Raw genomic sequence first — 18360 nt, 5'->3', positions numbered from 1 at the left:
ATTGTCCGACATTCCCGGTCAGCAGGCAGAATACCGAAAAAAGTACGCTCGTTCCATTTTTTTCGATAGAGATGGCGTCAGGGTTTGTACCAAGCGGCAAAAAAGGGGCAAAAAAAACGCAGCCCGAGGGCCGCGCCGGAGAAAAGGTTACGCGTTGCCCGCGCTGAAATTCAGTCGCGCATGGCCGCGGATCTGGCGTGATCCTGCGCGCCGCCGCCCTCGCCCTTGCGCAGATCGAGTGGCTCCATCGGGCATTGTTCGGCGGCGGCGAGCGCCGTCGGCAGGACGTGGTCGCGGAACTGTTCGCGCAGCTTGAGCTTTTGCAGCTTGCCGGTGGCCGTGTGCGGCAGTTCGTCGACGAAGGCCACGTCGTCGGGCAGCCACCACTTGACGACCTTGCCGTCGAAAAACGCCAGCAGTTCTTCGCGCGTGACCTCGGCGCCGGGCTTCTTCACCGCGACGATCAGCGGGCGCTCCGTCCAGCGTGGATGCGCACAGGCGATGCAGGCCGCTTCGGCAATAGCCGGATGCGCAACCGCGATGTTTTCCAGTTCGATCGAGCTGATCCATTCGCCGCCCGACTTGATGACGTCCTTGCTGCGGTCGGTGATGTGCAGGAAGCCGTCGGGATCGATGGTCGCGACGTCGCCAGTCGGAAACCAGCCGTCGACTAGCGGCGTGCCCGCTTCCTGGCGGAAATACCGGTCGATCACCCACGGCCCGCGCACATGCAGGTCGCCGAACGCCACGCCGTCCCACGGCAGCTCGCGCCCATCGTCGCCGACGATTTTCATGTCGACGCCAAAAATCACGCGGCCCTGTTTTTCGAGCAGCGCGCGCTGTTCGGCAGGCGGCCTTTGCGCCTGCTCCCAGTTGAGCTTCGCGAGCGTGCCCAGCGGCGACATCTCCGTCATGCCCCACGCGTGAATCACCTGCACGCCGTAGTCGTCCTCATACGTGCGGATCATCGCGGGCGGACACGCCGACCCGCCGATCACCGTGCGATTGAGCGTCGAAAACTTCACGCCCGCCTCGCGCATGTACGTGAGCAGGCCGAGCCAAACGGTCGGCACGCCGGCGGAACAGGTCACGCCTTCGGCCTCCATCAGCTCGTAGAGCGACTTGCCGTCGAGATCCTTGCCGGGCAGCACGAGCTTGGTGCCGTTGAGCGGCGCGGCGTGCGGGATGCCCCAGGCGTTGACATGGAACATCGGCACGACGGGCAGCAAGGCGTCGCGCGCGGACAAGCCGATCGAATCGGGCAGCGACGCCGCGTACGCATGCAGCACCGACGAACGATGCGTGTACAGCGCGCCCTTCGGATTGCCCGTGGTGCCCGAGGTGTAGCAAAGGTTCGAAGCGCTGCGCTCGTCGAGCAGCGGCCATGCGTAATCGCCGTCCTGCGCCGCGAGCAGCGTCTCATAGCAGAGCACCGGCGTGCGCATGGCCGGCAGATGCGCCTCGTCGCACAGGGCGATCCAGCCGCGCACCTGCGGGCACTGCGGCGCGAGCGTGTCGACCAGCGCGGCGAAAGTCGTATCGAACAGGACGTAACGATCGTCGGCATGATTGACGATCCAGGCGATCTGTTCGGGAAAGAGACGCGGATTGACGGTGTGGCACACGGCGCCGAAACCCGTCACGCCGAAGTAGGCCTCCATGTGCCGATAGCCGTTCCACGCCAGCGTCGCCACGCGCTCGCCTGGCTCGACGCCCAGCGCGATCAGCGCCTGCGCAAGCTGCTTCGAGCGCGCCTCGCAATCGCGATACGTATAGCGGTGGATGTCGCCTTCGATGCGCCGCGAGACGATCTGGGCGCTGCCATGATGGCGCGCCGCATGCGCGATCAGCGACGACACCAGCAGCGGCACGTCCATCATCTGGCCCATGAGCGATGCGCTGGGCGTGATCGGCGTGGTCATGGTCGACGGTCTCCTCGACTCGGATGTCTGGAAAGCTCGTTGTGTTGTGTGCCGCGGTCGACGACCGCGCTTATCTCAGGTTCCAGGCTGTCTTACATGGCTCGCGGCGGCGTCCTGCACGCCAGCGGGCGCGGACTTACAATATCGGCTATTCAACAGGCGCTCAACATGTCGTTTTCACCAGGCCCGAATTCCTCTCCCAGCGATTCCCACGTGACCCAGACCGACACGAACCTGCCGACCAGCGGCCCGCTCGCCGACTTCGAGCGCGCGCTCACCGCGCAGCGCGACGACAGTTTTGCCGCGCTCGGCGCGACTTTCTACACGCGCCTGCCCGGCGCGCCGCTGCCCGCGCCGTATGTGGTCGGCTATTCGCCGGAAACGGCGGCGCTGCTGGGCCTCGACCCCGCCGCCGCGAAAGACCCCGCGTTCGCGGCGTTCTTCAGCGGCAACTTCACGCGCGAACGCTCGCCGGGCGCAATGTCGTATGCGACGGTGTATTCGGGGCATCAGTTCGGCGTGTGGGCGGGCCAGCTCGGCGACGGCCGCGCGCTGATGCTCGGCGAAGTCGAACACGCGGGCCTGCGCGAGGAAGTGCAGCTCAAGGGCGCGGGACGCACGCCGTATTCGCGCATGGGCGACGGCCGCGCGGTGCTGCGTTCGTCGATCCGCGAATTCCTGTGCTCCGAGGCCATGCATCACCTGGGCATTCCGACCACGCGCGCGCTCGCCGTGACCGGTTCCGATCAGGCGGTGCGCCGCGAGGAACTGGAAACCGCGGCGGTCGTCACGCGTGTGTCGCCCAGCTTCGTGCGCTTCGGCCACTTCGAGCACTTCTATTCGAACGATAACGTCGAGGCGCTGCGCAAGCTCGCCGATCACGTGATCGAGCGCTTCTACCCGCAACTGCGCGAAGCCGACGACCCGTACCTCGCCCTGCTCGACCAGGCGGTGCGCAGCACGGCGGCGCTGATGGTCGACTGGCAGGCCGTGGGCTTCTGCCACGGCGTGATGAACACCGACAACATGTCGATCCTCGGTCTCACGATCGACTACGGCCCGTTCGGTTTCATCGACGGCTTCGATGCGAACCACATCTGCAATCATTCGGATTCGCAGGGCCGCTACGCGTATCGCATGCAGCCGCAGATCGGCTACTGGAACCTGTTTTGCCTCGCGCAGGCGCTGCTGCCGCTGTTCGGCGCGCACTACGATATCGCCGACGAGAAAGCGCGCGGCGAGCGCTGCGTGGCCGACGCGCAAGGCGTGCTCGAACGCTTCAAGTCGCACTTCGCACCCGCGCTCGAAGCGCGCATGCGCGCGAAGCTGGGCCTGGAGCACGCGCTCGACGGCGACGATCAGCTCGCGAATCGCCTGTTCGACATCATGAACACGAACCGCGCCGATTTCACGCTGACGTTCCGCAATCTCGCGCGCGTGTCGAAGCTCGATGCGCACGGCGACACGACGGTGCGTGACCTGTTCCTCGACCGTCCCGCCTTCGACGCCTGGGCGGCCGACTATCGCGCGCGCCTGCAGCAGGAAACGCGCGACGACGCCGCTCGCGCAGAAGCGATGAACCGCGTGAATCCGAAGTTCGTGCTGCGCAACCATCTCGCGCAGACGGCGATCGAGCGCGCGGCGCAGAAGGATTTCAGCGAAGTCGAACGGCTCGCGAACGTGCTCAAGCGTCCGTTCGACGAGCAGCCGGAAAACGCCGCTTATGCGGCACTGCCGCCCGCGTGGGCCAGCTCGCTCGAAGTCAGTTGTTCTTCGTGAGCGCGGCCCCATCTACGCAGTCTTCCCCGCAGTTTCATCCAAGGAACCCGATATGAGCCAGGACGACCATAACTCCGACGCCTACCCCGGCCACAAGAGCGACGCCGAATGGCGCGCCAAGCTCGATCCGACCCAATACCAGGTGACGCGCCACGCGGCCACCGAGCGCGCCTTCACCGGCAAGTACTGGGATCACAACGAACGCGGCATCTACGACTGCGTCTGTTGCGGCACGCCGTTATTCGAGTCCGACACGAAATTCGACGCTGGCTGCGGCTGGCCGAGCTATTTCCGCCCGATCGACGGCGAGGTCATCGAGGAGCGCACCGACCGCACGCACGGCATGTTGCGCATCGAAGTGCGCTGCAAGAACTGCGGCGCGCATCTGGGCCACGTCTTCGAAGACGGTCCGGCCCCAACGGGCCTTCGGTATTGCATCAATTCGGCTGCGCTACAATTCGAGCCCAAGTAACGCGGGCAGGCATGCGCCCTCCATGCGGGGCGCGTGCCGGATAGCCGCGTTGCGCCCTTTTTGCGGCTCTTTTTGCGGACTCCAGGCCGATAATGAAATTTCTGTTTGATCTGTTCCCGATCATCCTGTTCTTCGTCGCCTTCAAGGTGTGGGGCATCTATACGGCCACGACCGTGGCGATCGTCGCGACGCTCGTGCAGATCGCCTGGGTGGCGTTCCGGCACCGCAAGGTCGATCCGATGCTATGGCTGTCGCTGGGCATCGTCGTCGTATTCGGCGGCGCCACGCTGATCCTGCACGACGAGACCTTCATCAAGTGGAAGCCCACGGTGCTCTACTGGGCCTTCTCGGTCGTTCTGCTGGTCTCGCAGGTGGCGTTCGGCAAGAACCTCATCGAAGCGATGATGGGCAAGCAGATCTCCCTGCCCCAGCGCGTCTGGACGCAACTGAACTTCGTCTGGTCGATCTTCTTCGCGCTGCTCGGCATTCTCAATCTGTTCGTTGCCTTCCACTTCTCCACCGACGCGTGGGTCGACTTCAAGCTGTTTGGCGCGACCGGGATCCTGGTCGTGTTTATCGTCGGCCAGAGTCTCTGGCTGTCGCGTCACATGAAGGAAGAAGAATGAGCGACGTATTCCTCAACGCCAGTCCCGCCGAGCGCCTCGCGCTGATCGAGACGCGCCTCACGGCCGCGCTCGCGCCGGTCGAATCGATCGTCGTGCGCGACGACAGCGCGCTGCATGCGGGCCATGCCGGCGCGTCTGCCGGTGGTCATTTTCATGTCACGATCGTTGCGTCCGCATTCACGGGGAAAGCCCGCGTGGCAAGGCATCGCTTAGTGTATGATGCGCTGGCCGAGGCCATGCAGCGCGGCATTCACGCGCTGGCGATCACGGCGCTCACGCCCGAAGAAGCCGCGGCGCTGCCCCGATAAAGCCCACCGATAAGCCCCACTTTTGATTCGCCCTGTTAGGATTTTTCGATGACCTTGAAGAAAACCCGTCTCTGGGTGTTGCTGGCTGCGTGCGCGGCGGCTCCCGCCTTTGCACAGAATGTCGCCGTCGTGAACGGCACGCCGATTCCGACGTCGCGCGCCAACGCGCTCGTCGCCCAGGTCGTGGCCCAGGGCCAGCAAGACACGCCGGATCTGCAAAAGGCCGTGCGTGAAGAACTGATCAACCGCGAAGTGCTGATGCAGGAAGCCGCGCGTCTGGGCATCCCGAATCGTCCGGACGTGAAGGCACAACTGGCGATGGCGCAGCAGCAGGTCATCCTGCACGCGTGGATCGAGGACTTCCTCAAGAACAACCAGCCGAGCGACGCCGAAGTCAAGGCGATGTACGACAAGGTCACGCAGGGCGCGGGCGGCGGCAAGGAATATCACCTGCACCACATCCTCGTCGCCGACGAGCAGCAGGCCAAAGACCTGATCGCGAAGATCAAGGCCGGCGCAAGCTTCGAAGACCTCGCGAAGCAGTACTCGAAGGATCCGGGTTCGGCGAAGAACGGCGGCGACCTCGACTGGTCGGATCCGAAGGCATACGTGCCGGAATTCGCCGCTGCCGCGACGTCGCTGCAGAAGGGCCAGGTGACCGACACGCCGGTGCATACGCAGTTCGGCTGGCACATCATCCGTGTCGACGACATTCGCGCGATCGCCCCGCCGCCGCTTGAGCAGGTTCGCCCGCAGATCGTGCAACAGCTCCAGCAGGAAAAGCTGCTCGCGTTCGAAAAGCAACTGCGCGCGCAAGCGAAGATCCAGTAAGACCGCACTGCGAGACCGCACTGCAGTTTCGCTGCAAGAAAAACCCCGCGACCTGCAAAGGCGCGGGGTTTTTTCATGGCGGCGGCATCAGTTCGTAACTCGTGCTGCGCCCGCCGCCTTCGGCCTTGCGCAACATACCGCGCGCGACCAGGTCGTTGATGTCCCGCAACGCGGTATCCGACGAACATTTGGCGATGGCGGCCCATTTGCCAGTCGTCAGCTTGCCGTCGAAACCGTCGAGCAGTTTGTTCAGCAGCTTCGCCTGCCGCTCGTTGAACGGCGTGTCGGCCCACTGATGCCAGAAACGCGCCTTCACGAGCACCGAATCCAGGGTGAGTTGCGCGTGATCGACGGCGCGATGCAGCGTCTCGAGAAACCACGCGAGCCATTGCGTCACATCCATCGAGCCTTTCTGCGTGCGTTCGAGGATCTCGTAGTAAGCCTTGCGCTCGCGCTGGATCTGCGACGACAGGCTGTAGAAGCGTTGCGTGCTGCCATCGGCGCGCGACAGCAGCAGGTCGCCGATGGCGCGCGCAATACGCCCGTTGCCGTCGTCGAACGGATGCAACGTGACGAACCACAGATGCGCGAGTCCCGCCTTGATGAGCGGCGGCATCGGCGTGGGCTGGTTGATCCAGTCGAGAAAACGTTTTAGCTGCACGTCGAGTAACGGCGCGGGCGGCGCCTCGAAATGCACTCGCTGACGGCCGATCGGGCCGGACACGACCTGCATGGGCCCAGTGGCGTCGTCGCGCCAGGCGCCGACCGTGATCCGCGAGAGTCCCGCATAGCCAGTTGGGAACAGCGCCGCGTGCCAGCCAAAGAGGCGTTCACGCGTGACCGCAAGCCGGTGGTTAGCCGTCGCATCGAGCACCATGGCGACCACTCCTTCCACGTGCCGGTCGACCGGAGCCAGCGCGCCGATATCGACGCCCAGACGCCGCGCAATCGACGAGCGCACCGACGCGACACTCAGGCGCTCGCCTTCGATCTCGCTGGTCTTGAGCACGTCCTCGGTGAGTGCCGCGAGACTCGCCTGATCGCGCAGGCGCATACCGACGTCAGCCAGACGGCCCAGCAGGACGCCCTGGGCTCGGCTCGCTTCGGCCATGGGGCCAGCGAGCGCCGTCATGTCGAAGCGCCACTGTGGCCAGTCGCCGGCTTGCCAGATGTAGAGATAATCGCCGCTATTCATGCGGGGATTATGGGCTGTATTCGCCGCATAGGCAATTTATTCACCGCAATATCTGCGGCGAATAAGGCCGCTATTCACCGCACCCCAACGCCGCACGTAAAACACGTAAGACAAAAAACCCCGGTCATTTCCGCCGAAGCAGACATGACCGGGGTTTCCGGGATTCGATGCGCCGGGCGCCCAACAGGCGACCGGCGGCGTCAAACGAGATTTAACCGACCCATTTGCGCGCGTTCTGGAACGCACGCAGCCACGGGCTCGCCTCGCCCCAGCCTTCGGGGTGCCAGCTCATCGTCACGGTGCGGTGCACGCGCTCCATGTGCGGCATCAGCACGGTGAAGCGGCCGTCGGCGGTCGTCACCGAGGTAATGCCTTGCGGCGAGCCATTCGGGTTGAACGGATAGCCTTCGGTCGGCTGGCCACGGTGATCGACGTAGCGCATCGCCACTGCCACCTTCGAGATGTCGCCTTGCTGCGAGAAGTCCGCGAAACCTTCGCCGTGCGCGACCGCGACCGGAATGCGCGAGCCTTCCATGCCGGCGAAGAAGATCGACGGCGAGCTTTGCACTTCGGCGAGCGAGAAGCGCGCTTCGAACTGCTCCGACTTGTTACGCGTGAACTTCGGCCAGGCTTCGGCGCCCGGGATCATCGAGGCGAGGCTCGACAGCATCTGGCAGCCGTTGCAGATACCCAGCGCGAAGGTGTCCTCGCGCCCGAAGAACGCCGCGAACATGTCCGCAAGCTGCGCGTTGAAGCGGATCGTCTTGGCCCAGCCTTCGCCCGCGCCCAGCACGTCGCCGTACGAGAAGCCGCCGCAGGCGACCGCGCCCGCGAAATCGGCCAGCGTAGCGCGGCCTTCCAGCAGGTCGCTCATGTGCACGTCGTGCGCGTCGAAGCCCGCACGGTCGAACGCATAGGCGGTTTCAAGGTGCGAGTTCACGCCCTGCTCGCGCAGGATCGCCACGCGCGGACGCGCGCCCTTGCCGATGAACGGCGCGGCGATGTCCTCGGCAGCATCGAACGTGAGCGTCGGCTGCATGCCCGGATCGGCCGCGTCGAGCAGCGCATCGTATTCGGCGTCGGCACAGGCCGGGTTGTCGCGCAGGCGCGCAATGCGCCAGCTCACTTCGCTCCACACGCGGTGCAGCTCAGCGCGCGGCGCTTCAAAGATGCGCTTGGCGTCGCGGTAAATTTCGATCGAGTCGCGGTTGTTGAGCGTGCCGATCACGTTCGAGCAGACCGACAGGTTGTGCTCGCGCAGCACCGCCATCACGGCGTCGCGTTGCGTTGCCGGCACCTGGATCACGGCGCCCAGTTCTTCCGAGAACAGTGCGCGCAGCGTGCGGTCGTCGCGGCGGCCGCTGGTCTGCTTCGCCCAGTCCTTGGCGTCGCCGAAGTCCGTGCCGTGCTCGCCGTCGAGCGTGAGCATGTCCACGTTCAGCGACACGCCCGTGTGGCCAGCAAACGCCATTTCGCAAACGGTCGCCCACAGGCCGCCGTCCGAGCGGTCGTGGTACGCGAGCACCTGCTCGTTGGCGTTGAGTTTCTGGATCGCGTTGAAGAACTGCTTGAGGTCTTCGGCGCTGTCGACGTCAGGCGCGTCGTTGCCGACCTGCTGCGTGACCTGCGCGAAGATCGAGCCGCCCATGCGGTTCTTGCCACGGCCCAGGTCGATCGAGATGAGCACCGATTCGCCCACTTCGTCGATGCGGCGCAGTTGCGGCGTGAGGTGACGGCGCACGTCTTCGACCGGCGCGAATGCCGAAATGATCAGCGAAACCGGCGCGACCACTTCCTTCGCGACGCCTTCGTCGTTCCACTTCGTGCGCATCGACAGCGAATCCTTGCCGACCGGAATGCCGATACCCAGCGCCGGGCACAGTTCCATGCCGATCGCCTTCACGGTGTCGTAAAGCGCGGCGTCTTCGCCCGGTGCGCCGCACGCGGCCATCCAGTTCGCGGAGAGCTTGAGCTTGTCGAGCGACGCGATCGGAGCGCTGGCGATGTTGGTGATCGCCTCACCCACGGCCATGCGGCCCGATGCGGGCGCGTTGATGACGGCCAGCGGCGTGCGCTCGGCCATCGTCATCGCTTCGCCCTTGAAGCCGGCGTAGTCGAGCGCGGTGATCGCGCAGTCGGCGACCGGCACCTGCCACGGGCCGACCATCTGGTCGCGCACGTTCATGCCGCCCACCGAGCGGTCGCCGATCGTGATGAGGAACGACTTGCTGCCGACCGTCGGGTGACGCAGCACGCTCTTCGCGACTTCGTCGAGCGAGATGCCCGTGACGTCGACCGGCACGAGCGGCGTGCTCGCGTGTTCGACGTTGCGGTGCATGCGCGGCGGCTTGCCGAGCAGGATGTCCATCGGCATGTCGACCGGCTGGTGGCCGCCGTTGGCGGCAAGCGCCTGCTCGTCGGTGTCGATCAGCTTGAGTTCGCGTGCGTCGGTGGCGACGCCCACGACCGCGAACGGGCAGCGCTCACGTGCGCAGATCGCCTCAAAAGCGGGCAGATCGGCCGGCGCGATCGCCAGGACGTAACGTTCCTGCGATTCGTTCGACCAGATCTCGCGCGGCGACAGGCCCGATTCTTCGAGCTGAACCTTGCGCAGTTCGAAGCGCGCGCCCTTGTCCGCGCCGTCGACGAGTTCGGGGAACGCGTTCGACAGGCCGCCCGCGCCCACGTCGTGGATGCTCAGGATCGGATTGGCTTCGCCGAGTTGCCAGCACGAGTTGATGACTTCCTGTGCGCGACGCTCGATTTCCGGGTTGCCGCGCTGAACCGAGTCGAAGTCGAGTTCGGCGGTGTTGGTGCCGGTCGCCATCGAGCTGGCCGCGCCGCCGCCCATGCCGATGCGCATGCCGGGGCCGCCAATCTGGATCAGCAGCGAGCCGGCGGGCAGGTCGTGCTTGTGCGTGTGCTGGTCGCTGATGTTGCCGAGGCCGCCGGCAATCATGATCGGCTTGTGGTAGCCGCGCACGGTGCCCGCGACGTTCTGCTCGTAGACGCGGAAGTAGCCGCCGAGGTTCGGGCGGCCGAATTCGTTGTTGAACGCGGCGCCGCCGAGCGGGCCGTCGATCATGATCTGCAGCGGCGAGGCGATGCGGTCGGGGCGGCCGTAGGTCGCCTGCGCGCCGGATGCATCGGCGGGATTGCGGTGCGCGAGCGGCACGGCGGCGTCGCGGGCGTTTTCCCACGTTTCGCGTGCGTCGGGCAGATCGAGGTTCGAGACCGTGAAGCCCGTGAGACCGGCCTTCGGACGCGCGCCGCGGCCCGTTGCGCCTTCGTCGCGGATTTCGCCGCCCGAGCCCGTGGCCGCGCCGGCAAACGGCGAGATCGCGGTCGGGTGGTTGTGCGTCTCCACCTTCATCAGCGTGTGCGTGAGTTCGGTGTGGCGACCGTACTGCTCGCCCGGCGCGCCGTCGGCGCCGCTCTTGCGCGGGAACCAGCGCTCGGCCACCGCGCCTTCCATGATCGACGAGTTGTCCGAATACGCGACGATGGTGCCTTGCGGGCTGATCTTTTCCGTATTGCGGATCATCGCGAACAGCGACAGATCCTGGTCCTGGCCGTCGATCGTCCAGCTCGCGTTGAAGATCTTGTGGCGGCAGTGTTCGCTGTTGGCCTGCGCGAACATCATCAGTTCGACGTCGGTCGGGTTGCGGCCGAGCTTCGTGAAGTTCTCGACGAGGTAGTCGATCTCGTCGTCGGCGAGCGCGAGGCCCAGTTCGCCGTTGGCCGTTTCCAGCGCCGCGCGGCCGTGGCCGAGCACGTCGACCGTCTGCATCGGGCGCGCCGGCAGTTCGTCGAACAGATGCAGCGCCGCGTCGCGCGACGGCGCCACGCTTTCGGTCATGCGGTCGTGCAGCGCGGCGGCAACCTGCTCGTGCGCGTCGTCCGACAGCGTCTTCTTGCCGCCCAGCAGGCCGCTCTTGAGGATCACCGTGTATTCGACGCCACGCTCGATGCGGCGCACCTGCTCGAGACCGCAGTGATGGGCGATGTCGGTGGCTTTCGAGGCCCACGGCGACACCGTGCCGAAGCGCGGCACCACGAGGAAGGTCACCGCGCTGCCGCGCTCCTGCGCAGCCGCGAACGGCGCGCCGTAGTGCATCAGCGCCTCGATCTTCGCGCTGTCGTCAGCGGAAAGCGGCGTGGCCGAGTTGACGAAGTGCAGATACTGGCCGTGCACGCCGACGATATTGGCGTCGATACGCTGGAGCGTGTCGAGCAGGCGGGTCTGACGGAAGTCGGAAAGGGCCGAAGCACCGGGGAAACACGAGAAGTGGGCCATGGACTGGGGCGTTGCGTCGAGGTTACATCGCGGCTTCGCCTCGCGCGGTTGCGTCGCAAGGTGGCGATGCGTCGCGCGGGGCTGTGGCGACGGTCAGGCGAAGGGAGACCGCGATTATAACCCGGAAGCCCCGCTCCGACCGCCCTGGAGACGGTTCGACAACGCCGCGCGCAGCACGTCCGTGCGCCTTTTCGCGATACGGGAAAAAGGCGCGCCCCTGACTCGCGCTGCATTAGGCCTTTTTTTGCGATCGGATGACGGTCGCGGGGCCAGCCTGGGGCTGGCGCGGCGCAGCCACGCGCATGGCGACGACGCCCGAATGGCTGCTATGATTGCTCGTTTCACCCGATCGGCGCAGCACTACGCGCGCGTCGCACGTCTCACCCTCTTCGGCAGGGCGCCAGGTTCACAACGACCAACGGCGCGCGGCCTGCCAGCAGATCGAATCATCATGGATGTCATCGTCATTGGCGGCGGAATTGCCGGCGTCGCCACCGCCTACCAGTTGCGCGCGGCGGGCCATCGCGTCTGCGTGGTCGAGCGCCACGCCACCGTCGCCCAGGGCGCGACCTACGGTCATAGCGGAGTCGTGCTGCCGACGCCGCTCGACGTCTGGTTCGGCCCCACCTTCCTGCGCAACGGCCGGCAGTCCTCGGGCGGCGTGATCAGCAAGACCGGCTTCACCGGCCAGGCGCGCGCGTTCGTCAAGCGCCTCGCGACGCTGCACGGCTCCGATGCGTTTGCCGCGCGCTACGCGCTGCTGCGCCCGCTGATCGAGTCGGCCCAGGCGGCGCTCGACGATATCGAAAACCGTTTCCAGCTCGAATACGAGCAGCGCGAAGGCCTGCTCTATCTCGTGCGCGCCACCGACGAGTGGTCGCTCAACCAGCCCGCGCTGGAGCTGCTGCGTCGTTTCGAGACGCCGCACCACGTGCTCACGCCCCACGAATGCGTGGCCGCCGAGCACACCATTCCCGCTGATCCGCCGTTCGCGGGCGCGGTGCGCTTCGATCATGCACGCGTCGCCAACTGCCCGCTCTTCGTCAAGCAGCTCAAGCAGACGCTGGATACGCTCGGCGGCGTGCAGTTCGAGACCGGCCGCACGGTGAGCGCGATCCGCGTCGAGAGCCAGCGCGCGGCCGTCGAGCTCGCGCCGCGCCCCGACGAATCCGGCAAGCGCCGCGATGTCGAGGTCATTTCCGCCGACGCCGTGGTGGTCGCCGCAGGCGCGCAGACACCGAAGCTGCTCGCGCCGCTCGGCATCAAGCTGCCGCTCTATCCGGTGCGCGTGCATACGCTGAACGCGCCGGTCGCGCACGAGGAATGCGTGCCGAATTCGACGCTCGTCGATGCAGCGCGGCGCATCGTCGTCACGCGCACGAATCACCGGCTGCGCATCGCGGGCGGCGCGGTGCTCCAGCACAGCAAGCAACTGGAGCAGGCCATGCCCGAGGCGTTGACCGAAGAGGCGCTCGCCCTGCTCGGCGAAGCCTCGCGCGACTGGGCGCCGGGTGCGGCGCGCATCTCGGCGGCGCTCGCGTGGGAAGGCATGAAGCTGCTTTCCGCGGACGGGCTGCCTGCCGTCGGCAACACCGGCAGTCCACGGCTGTTCGTCAATGCGGGGCACGGCCCGTCGGGATGGGCGCTCGCGCTCGGCTCGGCGCGCCTGATCGCCGCGCAGATTTCCGGCACCGCTCCGGAACTGCCCACCGAAACGGTCGAGGCACTCCGGCCGGAGCGCAGTTAAGCAGGCATTCGCGCCATGCGCCTTGTAGTGGTTGCGGGCGGACGTCGCTCGGGTATCGTTGCGCTATCGATTGAACGCACGAACTCACGAACGCACGCTCCGCCGCCATGACCGACGCCACGCCTTCTCACCCCACCCTCGTCAATCCGCATGACCGCGCCGTGGCACTGCTCACGGTCGCTCAACTGCGCGAACGCGAGCACGCCGCCCAGGCGTCGCTGCCCGCCCATACGCTGATGGCGCGCGCCGGAGCCGCTGCTGCGCACTTCCTGCGCGAGCAGATCGTTCATGCGCCTTCGCCGGTTAGCGCAAGACCGGTCTGGTTCGCCGCGGGGCCCGGCAATAACGGCGGCGACGCGCTGGTGGCCGCCGCCGCGCTCAAACGCGCGGGCATCGACTGCGAAGTCTGCATGCCCATCGAAGTGAAACCCGACGACGCACGCTGGGCGCTTGCCGAAGCGCGCGCAGCCGGCGTGCCGATCACACAGACGCCGCCCGCCTCGTTCGACGCTTACGGCTGGCTCGTGGACGGACTGTTCGGCATTGGACTCGCGCGCGCGCTGGACGGCGAATTTGGCGCGCTGGCCGAACGCCTGTCGGCGCGCTCCCGCAGCAATGGGCACGTGCTTGCGCTCGACGTGCCCAGTGGACTCGACAGCGACACCGGCAACGTTGTCGGCGGAGGGCCGGCGGTGCGCGCGAGCCACACGATCACGTTCATCGGCGCGAAGCCTGGACTTTATACCGGCATGGGACGCGATTACGCAGGCGTCGTGAGCATTGCGCCGATCGGCATTGAAGTCGAGGTTTCGCTGCACAGCGCCGATATCGCCGTGCTCAACGCCACGGTGCTGTTCGGCCCGTCCATGCCCGCGCGCGACTTCGCAACCCACAAGGGCAGCTTCGGCACGCTGGCGGTCGTCGGCGGCGAAACCGGCATGTGCGGTGCGCCGATCCTCGCTGCACGAGCCGCGCTGCTCGCGGGCGCGGGCAAGGTCAACGTGGGCTTTCTCGGCAGCGACGCGCCGCCCTATGACACGCCGCATCCCGAGCTGATGCTGCACAACGCCGGCAAGCTCGCGCTCGACGCCATGAGCGCGGTTGCAGCGGGCTGCGGCATGGGCAACAGCGCGTCGGCGCGGCAACTGGTCGAGCGCATCCTGCGGCTCGACGCCGCCGTGCTGCTCGATGCCGATGCACTCAATCTCGTCGCGCGCGACGATGCCCTCGCCGCACATGTCAGCGAACATGCCCGCACAAGCGGCGCGCCTTGCGTGCTGACCCCGCATCCACTCGAAGCCGCACGTCTGCTCGGCGCCGATACGGCAGCGGTGCAGCGCGACCGGCTCGCGTCGGCGCGCACGCTTGCCGCGCGCTTCGACGCGGTCGTGGTGCTCAAGGGCAGCGGCACGGTGATCGCGGCACCGGACGGACGCCTCGCGATCAACCCGACCGGCAACGCTGCGCTCGCCACGGGCGGCACCGGCGACGTGCTCGGCGGCCTCATCGGCGCGCTGCTCGCGCAGCGTCTGCCGCCCTTCGAAGCCGCGCTCGCGGGCGTCTATCTGCACGGCCTGGCCGCCGACGCGCTCGTGGCACATGGCGACGGCCCCGTGGGCCTCGCGGCGGGCGAACTCGCGCCGATGGTTCGACGCCTCGTGAACCGGCTTTTTTACGCGCCGAAAGAATGAAGCTCGATCACATACTGAGAACAACCGGGAAGAAGGCGCGGCACACCGTTTGCTAACGTCGCGACATTGCCGTTAGCACAGCCCGCCCCGTGCGCATGCTCGCCCAGGCCCGCTATACTGATCTTTCGCGCGCCGCCCACCGGTGGCGCGCTTCCCCGCAGCGCGTGACGCGCGCGTCGGCCTGACCGGCTGACGCCGTCCGCCGCCCTTCATTCGTTTTCCCTCGCTAGACGAACATGACGAATCCGCTCCCTGCCTGGTCCGCGCTACAGACGCATTACGAACAGATCCGCAACGAACAGATGCGCGACTGGTTCGCACCCGCCAACGATCCCGCACCGACCCGCGCCGAACGCTACACGTACGCAGGCGGTGGTCTTGCCGCCGACTTCTCGAAGAACCGCATCAACGACGCCACGCTGAAGCTGCTCGTGCAGCTCGCGCGCGAAGCCGGCGTCGAGCAGCGCCGCGACGCGATGTTCGCGGGCGAAGTCGTCAACCCGACCGAAGGCCGCGCCGCCCTGCACACGGCGTTGCGCGCCACTGAGCCGAACGCACCGTTTCACGCCCAGGTGCTCGCCGAAAAAGCCAAGATGGCGAAATTCGCCGACGCCGTGCGCAGCGGCGCATGGACGGGCTACACCGGCAAGCGCATCCGCCACGTGGTGAACATCGGCATCGGCGGCTCGGATCTCGGGCCGAAGATGGTTGTGCACGCACTCAAGCACCTGGAAACGCCGGAACTCGACTCGCACTTCGTGTCCAACGTCGACGGCGCCGATCTCTGGCGCGTGATCGAAGACATCGATCCGGAAGAGACGCTCGCGATCATCGTCTCCAAGACTTTCACGACGCTCGAAACCATGACGAACGCGCGCTCGATGCGCGACTGGTTCGTCCAGCACGGCTGCCCGGAAGATGCGCTCGCGAAGCACTTTGTCGGCGTGTCGGCGAATCCCGCGGAAGTCGTCAAGTTCGGCATTGCCAAAGAGAATGTCTTCGAGATGTGGGACTGGGTCGGCGGGCGCTACTCGCTGTGGTCGGCCGTGGGCCTGTCGATCATGATTGCGATTGGGCCGCAGCAGTTTGACGAACTGCTCGCGGGCGCGCACGACATGGACGAGCACTTCCGCACCGCGCCGCTCGAAAAGAACCTGCCGGTGCTGCTCGGCATGATCGGCATCTGGTATCGCAACTTCTTCGGCTCGCAAAGCTACCTGGTTGCACCGTACTCCGAAGCATTGCACTACCTGCCCTCCTACCTCCAGCAACTGGAAATGGAGAGCAACGGCAAGCAGGCGCGCCTCGACGGCAAGTTCGTCGACTACGCGACCTCGGCGATCACCTGGGGCGAGCCTGGCACCAACGGCCAGCACGCGTTCTTCCAGATGCTGCACCAGGGCACGACGATCGTGCCGATCGACTTCATCGCCGTGCTCACGCCCGAGCACCCGCTCGCCGATCATCACCCGAAGCTGCTCGCCAACTGCTTCGCGCAGAGCGAGGCCATGATGCTCGGCCGCACCGAGGAAGAAGCGAAGAAGATCGCCGGCCCGGACAAGCCCGAGCTCGTGCCGCACATCATGTTCCCCGGCAACCGCCCGACCACGACGCTGCTCGTCGACGCGCTTACGGCGCGCTCGCTCGGCGCACTGATCGCACTGTACGAGCACAAGGTGCTGGTGCAGGCGTCGGTGTGGAACATCAATCCGTTCGACCAGTGGGGCGTGGAGCTCGGCAAGATCCTCGGCAAGGTCGTGGAAGCCGATCTCACCGCGGCAAGCGGCGACGTGAAGGCGCACGATTCGTCCACGAGCGCGCTGATCGCGCGGGCACGCGCGGCGCTCAAGCGCTGATGCCCTGCTGATGTAGAAAAGGCGTGTACGGTGATTGCCGTGCACGCCTTTGTTTTTTGTAGCGCCAGATTTCAGTCGATGTGCTTACCGGGCCGTTTCGATGCGATCATCGTTGGCGTCTTCCGGGCCGTCGACGTGCAATGCGTTCGCCACGCGGCGGCCCGCTTCGATCGTCACCACGGTATCGCAGCGACGCGCGAGATCGATGTCGTGCGTGACCAGTACGAGCGTCGCGCCATTCGCGCGGTTGAGTTCGAACATCAGGTCGATGACGGCATGGCCCGTGGCGGCGTCGAGGCTGCCGGTGGGTTCGTCGGCGAAGAGCACGGCCGGATGCGTGACGAAGGCGCGCGCAAGCGCCACACGCTGCTGCTCGCCGCCCGACAGCAGCTTGGGATAGTGCCCGGTGCGCTGGCCGAGGCCCACGCGCTCCAGCAGCGCACGGGCGCGCGTAAAGGCTTCCCGCGTGCTCAGGCCGCCTTGCAGTTCGAGCGGCAGCGCGACGTTCTCCAGTGCGCTTAGATGCGGCATCAACTGGAACGACTGGAACACGAAACCGACCGCGCCATTGCGCAACGCAGCGCGACGATCCTCCGCCATGCCGGTAAGCTCATGTCCAAGCAGGCGAACCGAGCCGGCGCTCGCGCTGTCCAAACCGGCCAGCAAGCCCAGCAATGTCGACTTGCCCGACCCCGACGCACCCACGATCGCCACGCTGCTGCCCGCGTGCACGGTCATGTCGATGCCGTCGAGGATCGTCAGTTCGCCGGCGGCGTCAGTGACGCGCTTGCTTAAACCCCGTACTTCGATGACTGGATCGCTATTCATTCGCACATGATGAAGCAAAGATTAGCCGACAGGAAACACCCTCGCGCACGCCTTGGGGCGTTGGTCACCCCGTTTGCCGCCCCGTTTGCCGCGCGATGCGTCGCGGCCTTCGTGCTGTTCGCGGCGATCGCGCTGCCCTGCGCAGCGCCGACTACCGCCGCTGCGGCCACGCCGCCCGCCGCACAAAACGTCGCGGCCAAACCTGTGATCGCCGTGCTCGGCGACAGTCTTTCCGCCGAATACGGCCTGCCACGCGACACGGGCTGGGTGGCCTTGCTGCGCCAGCGCCTCACCAGCGAGCGAATCGATTATAGCGTCGCGAATGCCAGCATCAGCGGCGACACGACGAGTGGCGGCCTCGCGCGCCTGCCGCTCGTCATGCAGCGCATGAAGCCCTCAGTCGTGATCGTCGAGCTTGGCGCGAACGACGCGCTGCGCGGCGTACCACTCGCGACAACCAGCAGCAATCTGCGCGCCATCGTCGCCCAGATCCGCGAGGGTCATGCGCAGCCGGTGCTGGTGGGCATGTACGTGCCACCCAATTACGGCCCCGACTACACCCAGAATTTCCACGCTCTCTACGGTCAGCTCGCAAAGGAACTGCACGTGCCGCTCGTGCCGTTCCTGCTCGCGGGACTCGAAAACAAGCCGGATCTCTTCCAGGCCGACCAGATGCATCCGACCCAGCAGGCACAGCCTTTGCTCCTCGACAACGTGTGGCCGACGCTCAAGCCGCTGCTGGGTGGCAGCGCGCAGCGCTAACGGACACGTGGCAGGCGTCACGACGCGCTGCCGCGTATCCTGCCGC

General features: G+C 66.4%; 13 protein-coding genes. 9 read left to right on the top strand and 4 right to left on the bottom strand.

Annotation, left to right across the window (positions count from 1 at the left end; translation table 11 throughout):
* Positions 1–170: 170 nt before the first annotated feature.
* On the bottom strand, positions 171–1922 hold the full coding sequence (locus BBA01S_RS39525) for a 3-(methylthio)propionyl-CoA ligase (protein ID WP_042295502.1): 1752 nt from the start codon (positions 1920–1922) through the stop codon (positions 171–173).
* 213 nt (positions 1923–2135) lie between these two features.
* On the opposite strand from BBA01S_RS39525, the gene BBA01S_RS00290 reads away from it, so the two are divergent.
* The 5 genes from BBA01S_RS00290 (at position 2136) to BBA01S_RS00270 (ending at position 5938) form a co-directional block, all read left to right on the top strand.
* Positions 2136–3701, top strand: coding sequence for a protein adenylyltransferase SelO family protein (locus BBA01S_RS00290; RefSeq protein WP_027814677.1), 1566 nt, complete (start codon positions 2136–2138; stop codon positions 3699–3701).
* A gap of 52 nt (positions 3702–3753) precedes the next feature.
* A complete protein-coding gene (msrB, locus tag BBA01S_RS00285; protein WP_027814676.1) occupies positions 3754–4173 on the top strand; it encodes a peptide-methionine (R)-S-oxide reductase MsrB in 420 nt (139 codons plus the stop codon).
* A 92-nt stretch (positions 4174–4265) separates the two neighbouring features.
* Complete coding sequence (locus tag BBA01S_RS00280; RefSeq protein WP_027814675.1) at positions 4266–4799, top strand: septation protein A; 534 nt, start codon at positions 4266–4268, stop codon at positions 4797–4799.
* A complete protein-coding gene (locus tag BBA01S_RS00275; RefSeq protein ID WP_027814674.1) occupies positions 4796–5107 on the top strand; it encodes a BolA family protein in 312 nt (103 codons plus the stop codon). The genes BBA01S_RS00280 and BBA01S_RS00275 overlap by 4 nt, the downstream gene beginning before the upstream one ends.
* 48 nt (positions 5108–5155) lie before the next feature.
* Positions 5156–5938 carry a peptidylprolyl isomerase gene (locus BBA01S_RS00270; RefSeq protein WP_027814673.1) on the top strand — a complete coding sequence of 261 codons (783 nt, stop codon included), beginning with the start codon at positions 5156–5158 and terminating at the stop codon, positions 5936–5938.
* 73 nt (positions 5939–6011) lie between these two features.
* On the opposite strand, the gene BBA01S_RS00265 is transcribed toward BBA01S_RS00270, so the two are convergent.
* Together BBA01S_RS00265 and purL are read right to left on the bottom strand one after the other, a co-directional pair.
* Positions 6012–7133, bottom strand: coding sequence for a Fic family protein (locus BBA01S_RS00265; RefSeq protein ID WP_027814672.1), 1122 nt, complete (start codon positions 7131–7133; stop codon positions 6012–6014).
* 211 nt (positions 7134–7344) lie between these two features.
* The gene (gene purL / locus BBA01S_RS00260; protein ID WP_027814671.1) at positions 7345–11430 is read right to left on the bottom strand and encodes a phosphoribosylformylglycinamidine synthase; all 4086 of its coding nucleotides are present in this window, start codon (positions 11428–11430) and stop codon (positions 7345–7347) included.
* A 451-nt stretch (positions 11431–11881) separates the two neighbouring features.
* Here purL and BBA01S_RS00255 point away from each other — a divergent pair, with 451 nt between their 5' ends.
* From BBA01S_RS00255 to pgi, 3 genes are all read left to right on the top strand, one after another.
* Positions 11882–13177: an FAD-dependent oxidoreductase gene (locus BBA01S_RS00255; protein WP_027814670.1), complete on the top strand. Its 1296-nt coding sequence runs from the start codon at positions 11882–11884 to the stop codon at positions 13175–13177.
* Positions 13178–13284: 107 nt separating this feature from the next.
* Positions 13285–14868: an NAD(P)H-hydrate dehydratase gene (locus BBA01S_RS00250; RefSeq protein ID WP_027814669.1), complete on the top strand. Its 1584-nt coding sequence runs from the start codon at positions 13285–13287 to the stop codon at positions 14866–14868.
* A gap of 236 nt (positions 14869–15104) precedes the next feature.
* Positions 15105–16724 carry a glucose-6-phosphate isomerase gene (gene pgi / locus BBA01S_RS00245; RefSeq protein ID WP_027814668.1) on the top strand — a complete coding sequence of 540 codons (1620 nt, stop codon included), beginning with the start codon at positions 15105–15107 and terminating at the stop codon, positions 16722–16724.
* 84 nt (positions 16725–16808) lie between these two features.
* On the opposite strand, the gene BBA01S_RS39520 is transcribed toward pgi, so the two are convergent.
* On the bottom strand, positions 16809–17552 hold the full coding sequence (locus BBA01S_RS39520; protein ID WP_042295500.1) for an ABC transporter ATP-binding protein: 744 nt from the start codon (positions 17550–17552) through the stop codon (positions 16809–16811).
* A gap of 6 nt (positions 17553–17558) precedes the next feature.
* Between BBA01S_RS39520 and BBA01S_RS00235 the strand changes: the two genes are divergently transcribed.
* Positions 17559–18314, top strand: a complete 756-nt coding sequence (locus BBA01S_RS00235; protein WP_042295498.1) for an arylesterase — start codon at positions 17559–17561, stop codon at positions 18312–18314.
* Positions 18315–18360: the final 46 nt, after the last annotated feature.

Source organism: Paraburkholderia bannensis NBRC 103871 (assembly GCF_000685015.1).
Classification (GTDB): Bacteria; Pseudomonadota; Gammaproteobacteria; order Burkholderiales; family Burkholderiaceae; genus Paraburkholderia; species Paraburkholderia bannensis.
The sequence above is the reverse complement of the archived record's forward strand: the minus strand, read 5'-3'. Positions and strand labels throughout refer to the sequence as shown.